General features: G+C 64.5%; 11 protein-coding genes. 9 read left to right on the forward strand and 2 right to left on the reverse strand.

What is annotated here, in order from left to right:
- Positions 1–52: 52 nt before the first annotated feature.
- The 9 genes from IVB45_RS35400 (at position 53) to IVB45_RS35440 (ending at position 10,265) form a co-directional block, all read left to right on the forward strand.
- The gene (locus IVB45_RS35400) at positions 53–2,083 is read left to right on the forward strand and encodes an ATP-binding protein (RefSeq protein WP_027514477.1); all 2,031 of its coding nucleotides are present in this window, start codon (positions 53–55) and stop codon (positions 2,081–2,083) included.
- On the forward strand, positions 2,053–3,798 hold the full coding sequence (locus IVB45_RS35405; protein WP_247357574.1) for a DUF3369 domain-containing protein: 1,746 nt from the start codon (positions 2,053–2,055) through the stop codon (positions 3,796–3,798). Before IVB45_RS35400 ends, IVB45_RS35405 begins: the two co-directional genes overlap by 31 nt.
- A gap of 10 nt (positions 3,799–3,808) precedes the next feature.
- Positions 3,809–4,543: a response regulator gene (locus IVB45_RS35410; protein ID WP_007597984.1), complete on the forward strand. Its 735-nt coding sequence runs from the start codon at positions 3,809–3,811 to the stop codon at positions 4,541–4,543.
- Between the two features lie 409 nt (positions 4,544–4,952).
- Complete coding sequence (locus IVB45_RS35415; protein WP_018456005.1) at positions 4,953–5,564, forward strand: sigma-70 family RNA polymerase sigma factor; 612 nt, start codon at positions 4,953–4,955, stop codon at positions 5,562–5,564.
- 338 nt (positions 5,565–5,902) lie between these two features.
- Positions 5,903–6,601, forward strand: a complete 699-nt coding sequence (locus IVB45_RS35420) for a cytochrome c biogenesis CcdA family protein (protein WP_247357573.1) — start codon at positions 5,903–5,905, stop codon at positions 6,599–6,601.
- A 31-nt stretch (positions 6,602–6,632) separates the two neighbouring features.
- Entirely contained in the window at positions 6,633–7,196 is a 564-nt protein-coding gene (locus tag IVB45_RS35425; RefSeq protein WP_018456003.1) for a thioredoxin family protein, read from the forward strand.
- 86 nt (positions 7,197–7,282) lie between these two features.
- Positions 7,283–8,257 (forward strand): hypothetical protein, encoded by a 975-nt coding sequence (locus IVB45_RS35430; RefSeq protein WP_247357572.1) that lies wholly within the window; start codon positions 7,283–7,285, stop codon positions 8,255–8,257.
- A 322-nt stretch (positions 8,258–8,579) separates the two neighbouring features.
- Positions 8,580–9,173, forward strand: coding sequence for a L,D-transpeptidase (locus IVB45_RS35435; RefSeq protein ID WP_027565945.1), 594 nt, complete (start codon positions 8,580–8,582; stop codon positions 9,171–9,173).
- Positions 9,174–9,227: 54 nt separating this feature from the next.
- Positions 9,228–10,265 carry an amino acid ABC transporter substrate-binding protein gene (locus IVB45_RS35440; RefSeq protein WP_027565946.1) on the forward strand — a complete coding sequence of 346 codons (1,038 nt, stop codon included), beginning with the start codon at positions 9,228–9,230 and terminating at the stop codon, positions 10,263–10,265.
- A 258-nt stretch (positions 10,266–10,523) separates the two neighbouring features.
- On the opposite strand, the gene IVB45_RS35445 is transcribed toward IVB45_RS35440, so the two are convergent.
- Both IVB45_RS35445 and IVB45_RS35450 read right to left on the reverse strand, forming a co-directional pair.
- Positions 10,524–11,663 carry an acyl-CoA dehydrogenase gene (locus tag IVB45_RS35445; RefSeq protein ID WP_247357571.1) on the reverse strand — a complete coding sequence of 380 codons (1,140 nt, stop codon included), beginning with the start codon at positions 11,661–11,663 and terminating at the stop codon, positions 10,524–10,526.
- Positions 11,664–11,806: 143 nt separating this feature from the next.
- The gene (locus IVB45_RS35450) at positions 11,807–13,021 is read right to left on the reverse strand and encodes an acyl-CoA dehydrogenase family protein (RefSeq protein WP_247357570.1); all 1,215 of its coding nucleotides are present in this window, start codon (positions 13,019–13,021) and stop codon (positions 11,807–11,809) included.
- Positions 13,022–13,106: the final 85 nt, after the last annotated feature.

Below are 13,106 nucleotides of genomic sequence, written 5' to 3' on the forward strand. Positions count from 1 at the left end.
CCTCTTGCCCGGGCTTGGACACAGCGAGCATGCAGACAGGTCGCCCGGCCCGATGGGGCGGCTGCGCGCGCGGCTGGTCGGCGTGCTCCGGGCGGTGCCGATCCGCTGGCGCATCCTGTCGATCGCGGCGCTGAACTCTGCCGTGGTCATCGTGCTGGTCGGGCTGATCTGGAACGGCTCGCAGGTGCTCGGCTCGGCCTGGGAGGACGTGCGCCAGGTGCGCGAATCCGACCGGATTCTGGCGCTGCTCGAAAGCGAGACCGGGCGGCTGCACAATCTGATCCACCGCTACATCAACCAGCCGAGCCCCGACCTGTTCGCCGAGATCCTGCTGCTGCGCGAGGCGGTGCTGGGGACGCTGACCAACCGCGCAGCCAAGGACCCGATGCTGTCGGGCTCGGTCGAGGAGCTGGAGCGCACCACCGACCGCTTCCTCAACGGCTTCGGCGAGCTGCGCGGCGTGCAGGCCACCATCGCGAAGACCTATGAGGATCAGGTGCAGGGACCGGCCAGGGACATGGCCGGGCTTTACTCCATCATCGAAGGCGCCACCGGCCACCGCGACGCGCTGATCTGGCCTTCGCTGGGCAAGTCGCGCGAAGCCTTCACCGCGATGCTGGTCGCGGCCAATTCCTACTATCTCTCGCTGTCATCGGGTGCGGCCGACGACGCCCGCCGCAATACCGAAACCATCGAGAAGACCATCCCCGTGATGATCGATCTCGCCGACAACGACCTCCAGCGCATGGCGCTGCGGCGGCTGGCGGCCCGGACCGCCGCGCTGCGCGAGGGCTTTGCAAAGCTCTCCGAGCAGCTCACGAACCGTACCGAACTGCTGCGCAACACCATCGACGCCAACCAGGCCGAGGCCATCGGCGCCATCGACGATCTCTCCACCAAGATGCGCCAGCGCGAGCAGAAGGCGCAGGAGACGTTCGACCGCACGCTGGCGGACATCTCCCGCCGTGTTCTTTCCATCGCCGTGATCTTCCTCGGCATCATCCTCACCGCCGGCGTGCTGATCGCGCTGTCGATCCGGCTGCCGCTGCAGCAGATCATGGCGGCGATGCGCGCGATCACGCTTGGCGACCTCGGCCGCGAGGTGCAGGGCACGCGTGCACGTGACGAGGTCGGCGCCATGGCGCGCGCGGTGGAAGTGTTCCGCGAAAACGCAATCGCGAAGCGCCAGACCGAGGACGAGCTGCGCGCGTCCAAGGAGAAGGCCGAGAGCGCGCTGCTCGAGCTCAACGCCGCGCAGCAGAACCTGATCGATGCCGAAAGGCTCGCAGCCCTCGGCGGCCTCGTCGCCGGCGTCGCGCACGAGGTCAACAACCCGATCGGGATCAGCCTCACCGTTGCGTCGAGCTTTGCCCGGCGCACCGAGATCTTCGAGGCCCAGCTCAAGGGCGACGGCGGCCTGCGCCGCTCGCAGCTGGAAGAATTCGTGCAGTCCTCGCGCGACGCCTCGCAGCAGCTCGTCGCCAATCTCCAGCGCGCCGGCGAACTGATCCAGTCTTTCAAGCAGGTCGCGGTCGACCGCTCCCATGCCGAGCGGCGGCAGTTCTCACTGAGCGAAGCCACCGACCAGATCATCGCGAGCCTGCGCCCGGTGCTGAAGCGGTCGCCGATCACGCTCCATGTCGACATGCCCGAGGGGCTGCTGCTCGACGGCTATCCCGGCTCCTACGGCCAGATCCTGACCAATTTGTTCCTCAACGCCGCCAACCACGCCTTTGCCGACGGCCGCGCCGGCACGATCACGATCTCGGCGCGGCCCCGCGGGGCCGACGACGTCGAGATCATCTTCACCGATGACGGGGCCGGCATGACCTCCGACGTGCAGCGCCAGGCCTTTGACCCATTCTTTACCACCAGGCGCAATGAAGGTGGCACGGGACTCGGCCTCCATATCGTCTATAACCTCGTCACCCAGCAGCTCGGCGGTCGCATGATGCTGGAATCCAAGCTGGGACAAGGCACTACATTTCGCATTATCATGCCCCGGGTCGCCAGGGGCGGCGGGCAAAGCACAGAGACTGACGGGACTTCTCAATGGCCGAACAGGACGATGTCCTCCACCTGATCGACGACACCGGTACCGCATCGGAGGATGTTGACGCCCGGAAATGGAAGATCGCCGTCATCGACGACGATCCGGCCGTGCATGACGGCACGCGTTTTGCGCTCTCGGACTATTCCCTCAACGGCCAAGGCCTGGAGATCCTCTCCGCCCATTCCGCGGCCGAAGGTCGCAAGCTGATGGCCGCGCACAACGATATCGCCGCCGTGCTGCTCGACGTCATCATGGAGACGGACGTCGCCGGCCTCGAGCTGGTCGAGTACATCCGCAACGAGCTCAAGAACGAGACCGTGCGCATCATCCTGCGCACCGGACAGCCCGGCCAGGCGCCCGAGCGGCGCGTGATCGTGCAGTACGACATCAACGACTACAAGGCCAAGACCGAGCTCACCGCCGACAAGCTGTTCACCTCGCTGACCGCGGCGCTGCGCTCTTACCAGCAGCTCGAGCGCATGCTGCAGACAAGGCGCGGGCTCGAGATCATCATCGACGCCGCCTCGACGCTGTACGACTTCAAGTCGATGCAGCGGCTCGCCGAGGGCGTGCTGACCCAGCTCGCCTCGCTGCTCAACGTCGATTGCGCCGGCATACTGGTCTTGCGCGACAATGGCGGCCTCGACCCCGAGCTCTCGGTGCTCGCCGGCAGCGGCTGCTACAGCCGCTTCATCGGCACGACCTCGTCGAAGGCGCTCGACCCCGATCTGCGCGCGATGGTGGAAGCCGCGTTCCAGGGCCGCAAGAACGAATTCGCGGACCACCGCAGCGTCATCTATTTGCGCACCGGAAGCGGGCGCGAGGTCGTGGTGCTGCTGCAGGCCGAGCGCGAGCTGTCCGAGACCGACCGCTCGCTGGTCGAGATCTTCTCCAGCCGGCTCTCGATCGCTTTCGACAACGTCATCCTCTACCAGCAGCTGCAGGCCGCCAACACCCAGCTGGAAGACCGCGTCGCCCAGCGCACCCGCGCGCTGATGCAGGCCAACCGCCGGCTCTCAGCGCAATGGCTGCGGCTGCAGCGGGCCAACGGCTTCAAGAACGAGATCCTCGGCACCGTTGCCCACGATCTGAAGAATCCGCTCGGCGTCATCCTCGGCCGCACCGAGATGCTGAAGGAGCTGATCTCGACCGGCGCGTCGTCAGGCGGCGTGGTCGCCCAGGTCGATCACATCCGCGATGCGACGAAGCGCCTTACCTCGATGGTCGATCATCTGATCTCGGACGCGATGGCCGATGCCTTCGACATCACCATCCGCCGCGAGCCGGTCGACGTCGCGGCCCTGGTCAAGGAAGTCGCCGAGGCCAACCAGCCGCTCGCCGTCAACAAGCAGCAGACGATCAGCGTCACCGCACCCGTCAACATCGTCACCATGTGCGACACCGACCGGATCCGCGAGGCGATCGACAACCTCATCAGCAACGCCATCAAATACTCGCCGATCGGCGGCAAGATCGGCGTCATCGTGAGCCATGAAGGCGGCGACACAATCATCCGCGTCAGCGACGAGGGCGCCGGCCTGTCGCCGGAGGATCTCGGCCGCTTGTTCGGCCGGTTCCAGCGGCTGTCGGCAAAGCCGACCGCCGGCGAGAGCTCGACCGGGCTTGGGTTGTCCATCGTCAAGCGTATTATCGACATGCACGGCGGCGAGGTGACCGCCGAGAGCGAGGGCCCCGGCAAGGGCTCGACCTTCACCATCACCCTCCCCGCGACCGAAATTCCGTGATCTCAGGACCATGACCCAAAGCCAGCACATCATGATCGTCGACGACGAGGCCCCGGCCCGGGAGATGGTCGGCGATTACCTCAAGATGCACGGCTTCACCGTGACGCTGTGCGACGGCGGCAAGTCGTTGCGCACGGCGATCGACGGCAGCATGCCCGACCTCGTCGTGCTCGACCTCAACATGCCGGAGGAAGACGGGCTCTCGATCATCCGCGACCTCAAGAGCCGCATCAACGTGCCGGTGATCATGCTGACGGCGACGGCGAGCCCGATCGACCGCGTCGTCGGCCTCGAGCTCGGCGCCGACGATTACGTGGCCAAGCCGTGCGAGCTGCGTGAGCTGATGGCGCGCATCCGCTCGGTGCTGCGCCGGAGCGCGCCGGCGAAAGCCGTGGCGGAAACGGCGGCTGCGAAATCGGACAAGGAGCAATTGGTACGGTTCGGGACGAAGTGGCTCGATCTCGAAGCTCAGGCCTTGCGCGACGACGAGGGCAACGAGCACCCGCTGACCGCATCCGAGTTTGGGCTCTTGAAGGTGTTCGCGGCCAATCCGAAGCGCGTGCTGTCGCGCGAGCGCCTGCTGGAATTGGCCAACGCGCGCGACGCCGAAGCCTTCGACCGCGCCGTCGACCTGCGCATCATGCGCATCCGCCGCAAGATCGAGCCCGATCCGGCAAAACCCGCCGTGATCCGCACCATCCGCGGCGGCGGCTATCTGTTCTCGCCGGCGGGCGAGAAGGCGTAGATCACGCACCACCCACGGTGTCGTCCCGGCGAAGGCCGGGACCCATTACGCCAGGGAGAAGTTGTGGCGCGAGGCTGGTCCCTCGTGTCTTCGCCAAACCCACTCCGTGGTTATGGGTCCTGGCCTTCGCCAGGACGACAGCTGGGATTGAGGCGACATCGAACGCAAAGGCCCGAAATACGTTCCCGGCGCCTCCGTCCGCCTCCATTCCCCACTCCCGTATTTTCCGTACATTGAAATTCCACGCTTTTTTACCCCGAATGTTTCGTCGCGGCTAATCCGACGAAACAATTTGATGGCGCACGAAACCATTTTCCCCTTTTCGTGCAGACGTCCCGAAACGTTGGCTCATTAACACTTTGGTCGAAGGAAACGCCGCTCGGTTGCGGCGCTACGGGGAGCCAAGTCAATGCCGAACGTCATCGCCATCAACGCCCAAGCCAGCCAGAGCATCATTGCCGCTCAGGCGACCTCGGACGACATGCTTCTCGAAAGCATTGCCGACGGCAACCGGACGTCCATGCACATCCTTTATTGCCGGCACAATGTGCGCGTCTACCGCTTCATCCTGCGGATCGTGCGCGACGCCACCACGGCGGAAGACCTCGTCAGCCAGGTGTTTCTGGACGTGTGGCGGACCGCCGGCCAATTCCAGGGCCGCTCGCAGGTTTCGACCTGGCTGCTCTCGATCGCCCGCTTCAAGGCGCTGACCGCGATGCGCCAGCGCCGCTTCGAGGACATCGATCAGGAAGACGTGCGCCAGATCGCCGACGGTTGCGACACGCCGGAGACCTCGCTCGACCGCAGCGACACCAGCGCCATCCTGCGTGCCTGCGTTCAGAAGCTGTCACCCGCGCACCGCGAAATCATTACGCTCGTCTACTACCATGAGAAGTCGGTGGAGGAGGTCGGACAGATCATCGGCATCCCGCAGAGCACGGTGAAGACCCGGATGTTCTACGCCCGCAAGCAACTCGCCGAATTGCTTAAGGGCTGCGGCGTCGAGCGCTTTGCCGCCTGAAGTTCAGATATTTCAAGGGGATAGGGCGTTCGTTTTGGCCTTACCCCGGACACGGAAGTGTTACCGCCGACGAAACAATTGAAACAAAGCACAACATCAGGCGGAAAAACTTCCCTCCTATAAAGCTCACATACGGTTTCGTTAAACCTCCCAAGACCTCCAACGACCCGGACGGGATGCCCCCCTCCGGGTCGTTTTGTATTTGGGCTTGGTTTAGGTGCCGGACTTATGGTTCGAGACGCCCACTGCAGCACTCCCGTCACGAAGGCGTGACGCGAGGTAACGACTGCCTCTCTCATCCCGAACAGCCCTCGTGACCCCCATTCACGAGTGCCCCGATGCTCGAACTCACCTTCGCCGTCCTCGCCGGCATCCTCACCATCGCCGCGCCGTGCACGCTGCCGATGCTGCCGATCCTGCTCGGGGCCTCGATCGGCCGCAGCTCGCAGCTGCGCCCCGCGATGATCGCGCTCGGCTTCGTCATCTCGTTCTCCGCGACCGCGCTGTTGCTCGGCGCCATCACGCGGCTGTTTAATTTCGATCCGAACGTGCTGCGCGAAGTGGCATCGATCCTGCTGCTCGGCTTCGGCCTGTTGATGCTGTGGCCGGCGCCGTTCGAATGGCTGTCGATCCGGCTCAACGGCTGGCTCGATCTCGGCAACTCCGGCGCCACGCAGCGCGAGGGCGCGCTCGGCGGGCTCGTGCTCGGCACCACGCTTGGCCTGGTCTGGACGCCCTGCGCCGGCCCGGTGCTCGGCTCGATCCTGACGCTGGTCGCGACCACTGAGAACGCGACCTGGGCCGGTACGCTGCTGATCGCCTACGCCATCGGTGCGGCCATTCCCATGCTGGCGATCGCCTATGGCGGGCAGGCCGCCACCACGCGGGTGCGCAGTCTCGCGCGGATCTCGCCGCGGCTGCAGCAGGGCTTTGGCGTTGTCGTGATCGGTTTCGCGCTCGCCGCTTATTTCCAATACGACACGCTGATCGTGGCGTGGCTCACCGGCTTCTATCCCACCGGCCAGATCGGCCTGTGATCATCCCTCATCTTCACCGGAGGACTTGTCCATGACTTTCAAACTGCTCGCCGTCTCCGCCGCTCTGATCGGCATCGCCGTAACCGGCGCCGTCATCCCCGGCATCTGCGACGAGGCCGCGCGCGCCGTCCCTGTCGTGACAGCGGCCGCCAGCCAGGACACCGCGCCCGACTTCGCCGGCATCAACAACTGGTTCAACTCGAAACCGCTGAACATTGCCGATCTCCGCGGCAAGGTCGTGCTGGTTGATTTCTGGACCTATGGCTGCGTCAACTGCGTCAACACGCTGCCGCACGTCACCGACCTCTATGCCAAGTACAAGGACAAGGGCCTCGTCGTGGTCGGCGTCCACACACCGGAATTCCCGTTCGAGCGCTCGGCGTCCAACGTCCAGGCGGCGCTCAAGCGCCACGGCATCACCTATCCGGTGGCACAGGACAATGATTCCAGGACCTGGAACGCGTACCGCAACCGATATTGGCCGGCGCAATACATCATCGACCAGAACGGAAAGATCGTGTTCCAGCACGAGGGCGAAGGCCGCTATGACGAGATCGACCGCACCGTGGCAAAGCTGCTGAACGCCAATAGCTGACGCCGGATTGGCGCGCCACGCCCTTGTTGCTTGACTCCACGGACCGGTCCGTGGAGTTTCACGGGCCACGTAATCAGCCGCCCGCGATGGACGACGTCACCAGCAGCACCGACATTCGCCTTCGTGAAGGCGCCTCGATCGCGCAGCGGCTGGTCATGTCCGGCTTTGCGGGCGCCGTTGCGCTATGCTTCACGCCGGGCCTGTTCACGCACGACACTCTGGAGGTCATCATCTCCGTGGTCGCGCTGCTGGTGGGAGCGGCGTTCGTCGCTATCATCATGCTGGCGCCGGCGGTGGTGTGGATCATCACGCCGGATGAGATCCTGATCGGGGAGCAGCGTCCGTTCGGAAAACTTCGGACGCGGATCGTTGCCAAGGACGACATCAGGGGATTGCAGGTTCCCGGCAGCAAGAGGGCGAAAGCCCGCTTCCAGCTCGCCTTCACGTTGGCCTCCGGTGAGCGCCTGACATCGCCGCCGATCGCCGATGTCACCCACGTGCACGACACGGTGGCGCGGATCGCCGCGCAATTCGACGTTCCCGACGTCGAGTCTCCCGTCAATCCGCTCGATGCCAGCAATCCCGAGATGCGTCTCGGCGACCCGCTCGAGCCGTTCTCGAAGAGAGACATCAGGATCGTCGCACTGATCGTCGTCGCATTGTGCGCCGTTCCCTACGCCTACAGGCTCTGGCGTGGCCTGTCGCCCGGGCCGGTCGACATCATGCTGCTGCCGGTCGGCGCGATCGCCGCTTTCGGGGTGTCCCGTTATGCCAATCTTGTGACCGGCGCCTTCTGGATCATCCGGCAAGGTGATATCCGCGTCGAACGCCTGTGGGGCGACGGCACGTTGCGCGCCGACCACATCGAAGGACGCGACGTCAAGACGATCACGGTCGAGCGCCGCGGCCGGTCCGAGGACGAGCACTGTATCGTGGTGATCCGATTGCAGTCGGGACGGCGGTTTCGCAGCCCTCGCATCGGGTCGAGGCCTGAGGCCGGGGCCGTAGGTGCCGAAATCGTCCGGCGGCTCGGGATCGCGGCTGAGAATAACCAGATCTGATATCGCGTCGCTTCCACATCGTCATGGCCGGGCTTGTCCCGGCCATCCACGTCTTTACCCATAGCGCCAAGAACGTGGAGGCCCGGGACAAGCCCGGGCATGACGGCGTTTGTGAATGCAAATTTGGTCGCCCCACCCCAAGCAAGGCCGTGGCTACTGCTTTTCGCGCCATCCCCTGTTTGTGGCATTGCCCGGCCTCGTCAAAAAACCAAAGCATTCTCGTGACATATCGGCTAAGTGTGCCTTGAACTTGCCATGAAGAGGGCCCTCAGATTTGATGGTTCCAGATGGTTTTGGCCTTGGCCGTGGGGGAGAGCTTGAAATGACGGATTTTCGTCGTCTGACCGGGATGTTTGTGGCTGCGATCGGCCTGATCCTGTCCGCGCCCCATGCCTACGCCCAGCAGCCCGACCGCGGCGACGAGCCGGGCCTGGTCGCCGACGATGCCTTCGAACTCGATCCGGAGTGGCAGAAGCAGGTCGTCTACTTCCGTACCACCGAAGCGCCCGGCACCCTCATCATCTCGACCGCCGAACGGCATCTCTATCTGGTGCAGCCTGGCGGTCGCGCGATCCGCTACGGCATCGGCGTCGGCCGCGACGGTTTTCAGTGGCAGGGGCTGGTGAACATCACCAACAAGAAGGAGTGGCCGGACTGGACGCCGCCGGCGGAGATGATCCAGCGCCAGCCCTATCTGCCGCGCTTCATGGCCGGCGGCCCCGGCAATCCGCTCGGCGCGCGCGCCATGTATTTGGGCACCACGGTCTACCGCATCCACGGCACCAATCGGCCCGACACGATCGGCACCAAGGTCTCCTCGGGCTGCTTCCGGCTGGTCAACCGCGACGTCGCCGATCTCTACGATCGCGTCCCGGTCGGCACCAAGGTTGTCATCCGGCAGAAGCCCGAGCTCTGATCTCCTCGCCTTAGCGAATATTCCTTTTCCCGATTATTTCGAGAGAGCAACATGATGCGCACTTTTCGTGGCGGCCTGCTGATCGGGCTCGCAGTCGCCGTGCTGGTCGCCGTCCTGGCCATCATCTATGAATTCTACGACACCCGCACGCTGAAGCGCACCGTCCGCCGCGGCGAAGTGCTGTGCGGCGTCAACAAGGGCCTGCCGGGCTTCTCGATCCCCGACGATAAGGGCAATTGGACCGGCTTCGACGTCGATTTCTGCCGTGCGGTGGCCTCCGCGATCTTCAACGACCCGAGCAAGGCGAAGTTCGTCGCGCTGGATGCCAACGAGCGCTTCAAGGAATTGCAGAGCCGAAAGGTGGACATCCTCTCGCGCAACTCGACCTGGAGCATGGCGCGCGAGCTCGACTACGACCTTTATTTCCCCGCGGTCGCCTATTACGACGGCGCAGGCTTCATGCTGCCGCGCGCGCGCAACAAGGAAACTGCCCTGGACCTGACCGGCAGCAAGGTCTGCGTCCAGACCGGGACCACCACGGCGCTCAACGTCGCGGATTACTTCCGTGCCAACAACATGAAGTATGAAGAGGTGAAGTTCGACAAGCTGGACGACGTCGTGAAAGCCTACGACACCGGCAAATGCGATACGCTCTCCGCCGACGTCTCCCAACTCTACGCACTGCGGATCAACCTGTCGAAGCCCGGCGACCACATGATCCTGCCGGACATGATCTCCAAGGAGCCGCTCGCCCCCGTCGTGCGTCAGCGCGACGACGACTGGATGATGATCGTGAAGTGGACGCTCTACGCGATGATCAACGCCGAGGAGCTCGGCGTCTCCTCTGAGAACATCGACGAGGCCCTGAAGTCGAAGAAGCCGGAAGTGATGCGGCTGGTCGGCACCGAGGGCAATTACGGCGAGCAGCTCGGCCTCACCAAGGATTGGGTGGTCCGCATCATCCGCCACGTCGGCAATTACGGCGAGATGTATGAGCGCAACATCGGCGAGAAGTCGAAGCTGAAGATCCCGCGCGGCATGAACCAGCTGTGGAATGCAGGCGGCGTGCAGTATGCACCGCCGGTGCGGTAAGGGGTCTTTCCGCCGTCATTGCGAGCGAAGCGAAGCAATCCAGGATCTTCCGCAGAGGCAGTCTGGATTGCTTCGTCGCAAGTGCTCCTCGCAATGACGAGCTTGGGGCAAGCGCTGTCCACACTCTCAACTGTCATCGCCCGGCTTGACCGGGCGATCCAGTACGCCGCAGCCTCTCGGTAGATCTCTGCCGTCTCTGGAATACTGGATCGCCCGCCTTCGCGGGCGATGACACCGAATGCGACGCGACGGTGCGCCTCAATACCCCCGCGCACGCGCCAGCTGCTCGGTGTGGTAATTGGCGTCGCCGAACAACTCCTCGCACACGCGCGCGCGCTTCATGAAGAAGCCGATGTCGAACTGGTCGGTCATGCCCATGCCGCCATGCATCTGCACGCCTTCCTGCACCGCGCGCGTGGCGGTGGTGCCGGCGCGGGCCTTTGCCACTGCGACGCTTGATGCGGCCTTGGCGACGTCCGTATCGAGCGCTTGCAGCGCCTTCATCACGGCGGCGCGGGTGATCTCGATGTCGACATAGAGCTCGGCGGCGCGGTGCTGCAGCGCCTGGAATTCGCCGATCAGCTTGCCGAACTGCTTGCGGCTCTTCAGGTACTCGACGGTGCGGTTGAACACTTCTTCACTCAGACCCACCATTTCGGAGGCCACAGCGCCGCGCCCGATATTGAGCACGCCGTCGAGCAGCGCACCACCCTGGTCGATCTCGCCGAGCACGCTGTCGGCATCGACCTCGACATTGGCAAGCTCGATCCGCGCCGCATTGTGCGCGTCGACCATGATGGTGCGCTCGATCGCAACGCCCTTGGCCTTGGGATTGACCAGGAACAGCGTCAGCCCCTCGTGCTCGCCGGCCGAGCCGGCGGTGCGTGCCGCGACAATGAGAAGATCGGCGACGTGACCGTCGACCACCAGCGCCTTGGCGCCGGAGAGCCTGAAGCCGTTGCCGGCGCGTACGGCCTGGAGGCTGGTCTGAAGCGGCCGATGTTTTGCGCCCTCGTCGATCGCGAGCGTCGCCAGCAGGGAGCCGTTGGATATCTTCGGCAGATATTCCGACTTCTGCCCGGCATTGCCGCCACGGTTCAGCGCCGAGGCCGCGACCACGCTGGTGGCGAGGAAGGGCGACGGCATCAGCGTGCGGCCGATCTCCTCCATCACCACGCCGGCCTCGACATAGCCGAGACCGCTGCCGCCGAACTCTTCCGGCACCAGCAAGCCGGCAAAGCCCATCTCGGCGAAGGAATGCCAAAACTCCTTGGAAAAGCCGGCGGGGTCTTTGCTGTCGCGCAGATGCCGCAAATGCGGCACCGGCGCCTTGTCGCTGATCAACCCGCGCGCGCTGTCGCGGAGCATCGATTGTTCTTCGGTGAGGACGAGGGCCATGGGTGCGTTCCGATTCGATATCTGTTTTGTCTTGGTCATTCCGGGACGGCCCGAAGGGCCAGGCCCGGAATCCATCAGGGGGCATATACGCGGTGAAATGGATTCCGGGCTCGCGCTTCGCGCGCCCCGGAATGACGGGAAGTCTACGCCCCCGGCAGATCGAGGATGCGCTTGGCGACGATGCCGAGCATGACCTCGGTCGTGCCGCCCTCGATCGAGTTGGCCTTGGTCCGCAGCCAGGCACGCGGACGGGCGCCTTGCTTCGAACGCTCGCTCTCCCATTCCAGTGCATCGACGCCGCCGGCCGACATCAGGATCTCGTAGCGGCGCTTGTTGAGCTCGGTGCCGTAATATTTCATCGCCGACGAGAACGCCGGATGCGCCTGCCCCGCCTTGGCGAGATCGACCGCGCGCTCGGCGCAGGCTGCAAGGGCGGCTTCATCGACGTCGAAGCTGGCGATCCGGCCGCGCAGCATGGAATCGTCGAGCCGTCCCAGCGCATCGGTGCCGACGGAATCGGCCGCGATCTGGCCGAGCGGACGGCCGACGCCGCGCTCGCCCATGCCTGATATCATCGCGCGCTCATGCTGGAGCAGATATTTTGCGACGTCCCAGCCGCGATTGACGGTGCCGACCACGTGCGATTTCGGCACGCGGACATTGTCGAAGAAGGTCTCGCAGAACGGCGAGTACCCGGAGATCAGCAGGATCGGCTTGGTCGTCACCCCCTTCGACGTCATGTCGAACAGGATGAAGCTGATGCCGTCGTGCTTCTTCGCGGCGGGATCGGTGCGGACGAGGCAAAAGATCCAGTCGGCGTAGTTGGCGTAGGACGTCCAGATCTTCGACCCCGTGATGACGAAATCATCGCCGTCGCTCTCGGCACGGGTCTGCAGCGAGGCGAGATCGGAGCCGGCGTTCGGCTCGGAATAGCCCTGGCACCAGCGGATCAGGCCCGCCGCGATCTTCGGCAGATGCTCCTTCTTCTGGGCATCGTTGCCGTATTTCAAAAGCGCCGGCCCGAGCATCCAGATCCCGAAGCTCGACAGCGGCGGACGCGCGCCGATTCGTCCCATCTCCGCGCGCAGCACCTTGTGCTCGGCCGCGCTCAAGCCGCCGCCTCCGTACTCCTTCGGCCAATCGGGTACGGTCCAGCCCTTGTCGCGCATGCGCTCGAACCAGATGCGTTGCGGCTCCGACGAGAATTTTGCGTTGCGTCCGCCCCAGAACACGTCGGCATCCGACGTTGCGGGCTTGCGCATCTCCGGCGGGCAATTGGCTTCGAGCCAGGCGCGCGTTTCGCTGCGGAATGTTTCGAGATCGGCGGTCTCAGTCTCGCTGGCCCTGGAGTCAGTCATTGGTCGTTTCCATCAATCTAAATCGGCTTGTTGGCCGCGACTCTGGGCCAAGCTCCCGCGGAATTCAACCACTTCCGTGTCACGC

Source organism: Bradyrhizobium sp. 4 (assembly GCF_023100905.1).
Taxonomy (GTDB): domain Bacteria; phylum Pseudomonadota; class Alphaproteobacteria; order Rhizobiales; family Xanthobacteraceae; genus Bradyrhizobium.

Coding starts and splice junctions, on each gene's coding strand:
- IVB45_RS35405 (WP_247357574.1), top strand. CDS start 2,053: ATGGCCGAACAGGACGATGTCCTCCACCTGATCGACGACACCGGTACC.
- IVB45_RS35445 (WP_247357571.1), bottom strand. CDS start 11,663: ATGGCCCTCGTCCTCACCGAAGAACAATCGATGCTCCGCGACAGCGCG.
- IVB45_RS35400 (WP_027514477.1), top strand. CDS start 53: ATGGGGCGGCTGCGCGCGCGGCTGGTCGGCGTGCTCCGGGCGGTGCCG.
- IVB45_RS35430 (WP_247357572.1), top strand. CDS start 7,283: ATGGACGACGTCACCAGCAGCACCGACATTCGCCTTCGTGAAGGCGCC.
- IVB45_RS35425 (WP_018456003.1), top strand. CDS start 6,633: ATGACTTTCAAACTGCTCGCCGTCTCCGCCGCTCTGATCGGCATCGCC.
- IVB45_RS35410 (WP_007597984.1), top strand. CDS start 3,809: ATGACCCAAAGCCAGCACATCATGATCGTCGACGACGAGGCCCCGGCC.
- IVB45_RS35435 (WP_027565945.1), top strand. CDS start 8,580: ATGACGGATTTTCGTCGTCTGACCGGGATGTTTGTGGCTGCGATCGGC.
- IVB45_RS35415 (WP_018456005.1), top strand. CDS start 4,953: ATGCCGAACGTCATCGCCATCAACGCCCAAGCCAGCCAGAGCATCATT.
- IVB45_RS35440 (WP_027565946.1), top strand. CDS start 9,228: ATGCGCACTTTTCGTGGCGGCCTGCTGATCGGGCTCGCAGTCGCCGTG.
- IVB45_RS35420 (WP_247357573.1), top strand. CDS start 5,903: ATGCTCGAACTCACCTTCGCCGTCCTCGCCGGCATCCTCACCATCGCC.
- IVB45_RS35450 (WP_247357570.1), bottom strand. CDS start 13,021: ATGACTGACTCCAGGGCCAGCGAGACTGAGACCGCCGATCTCGAAACA.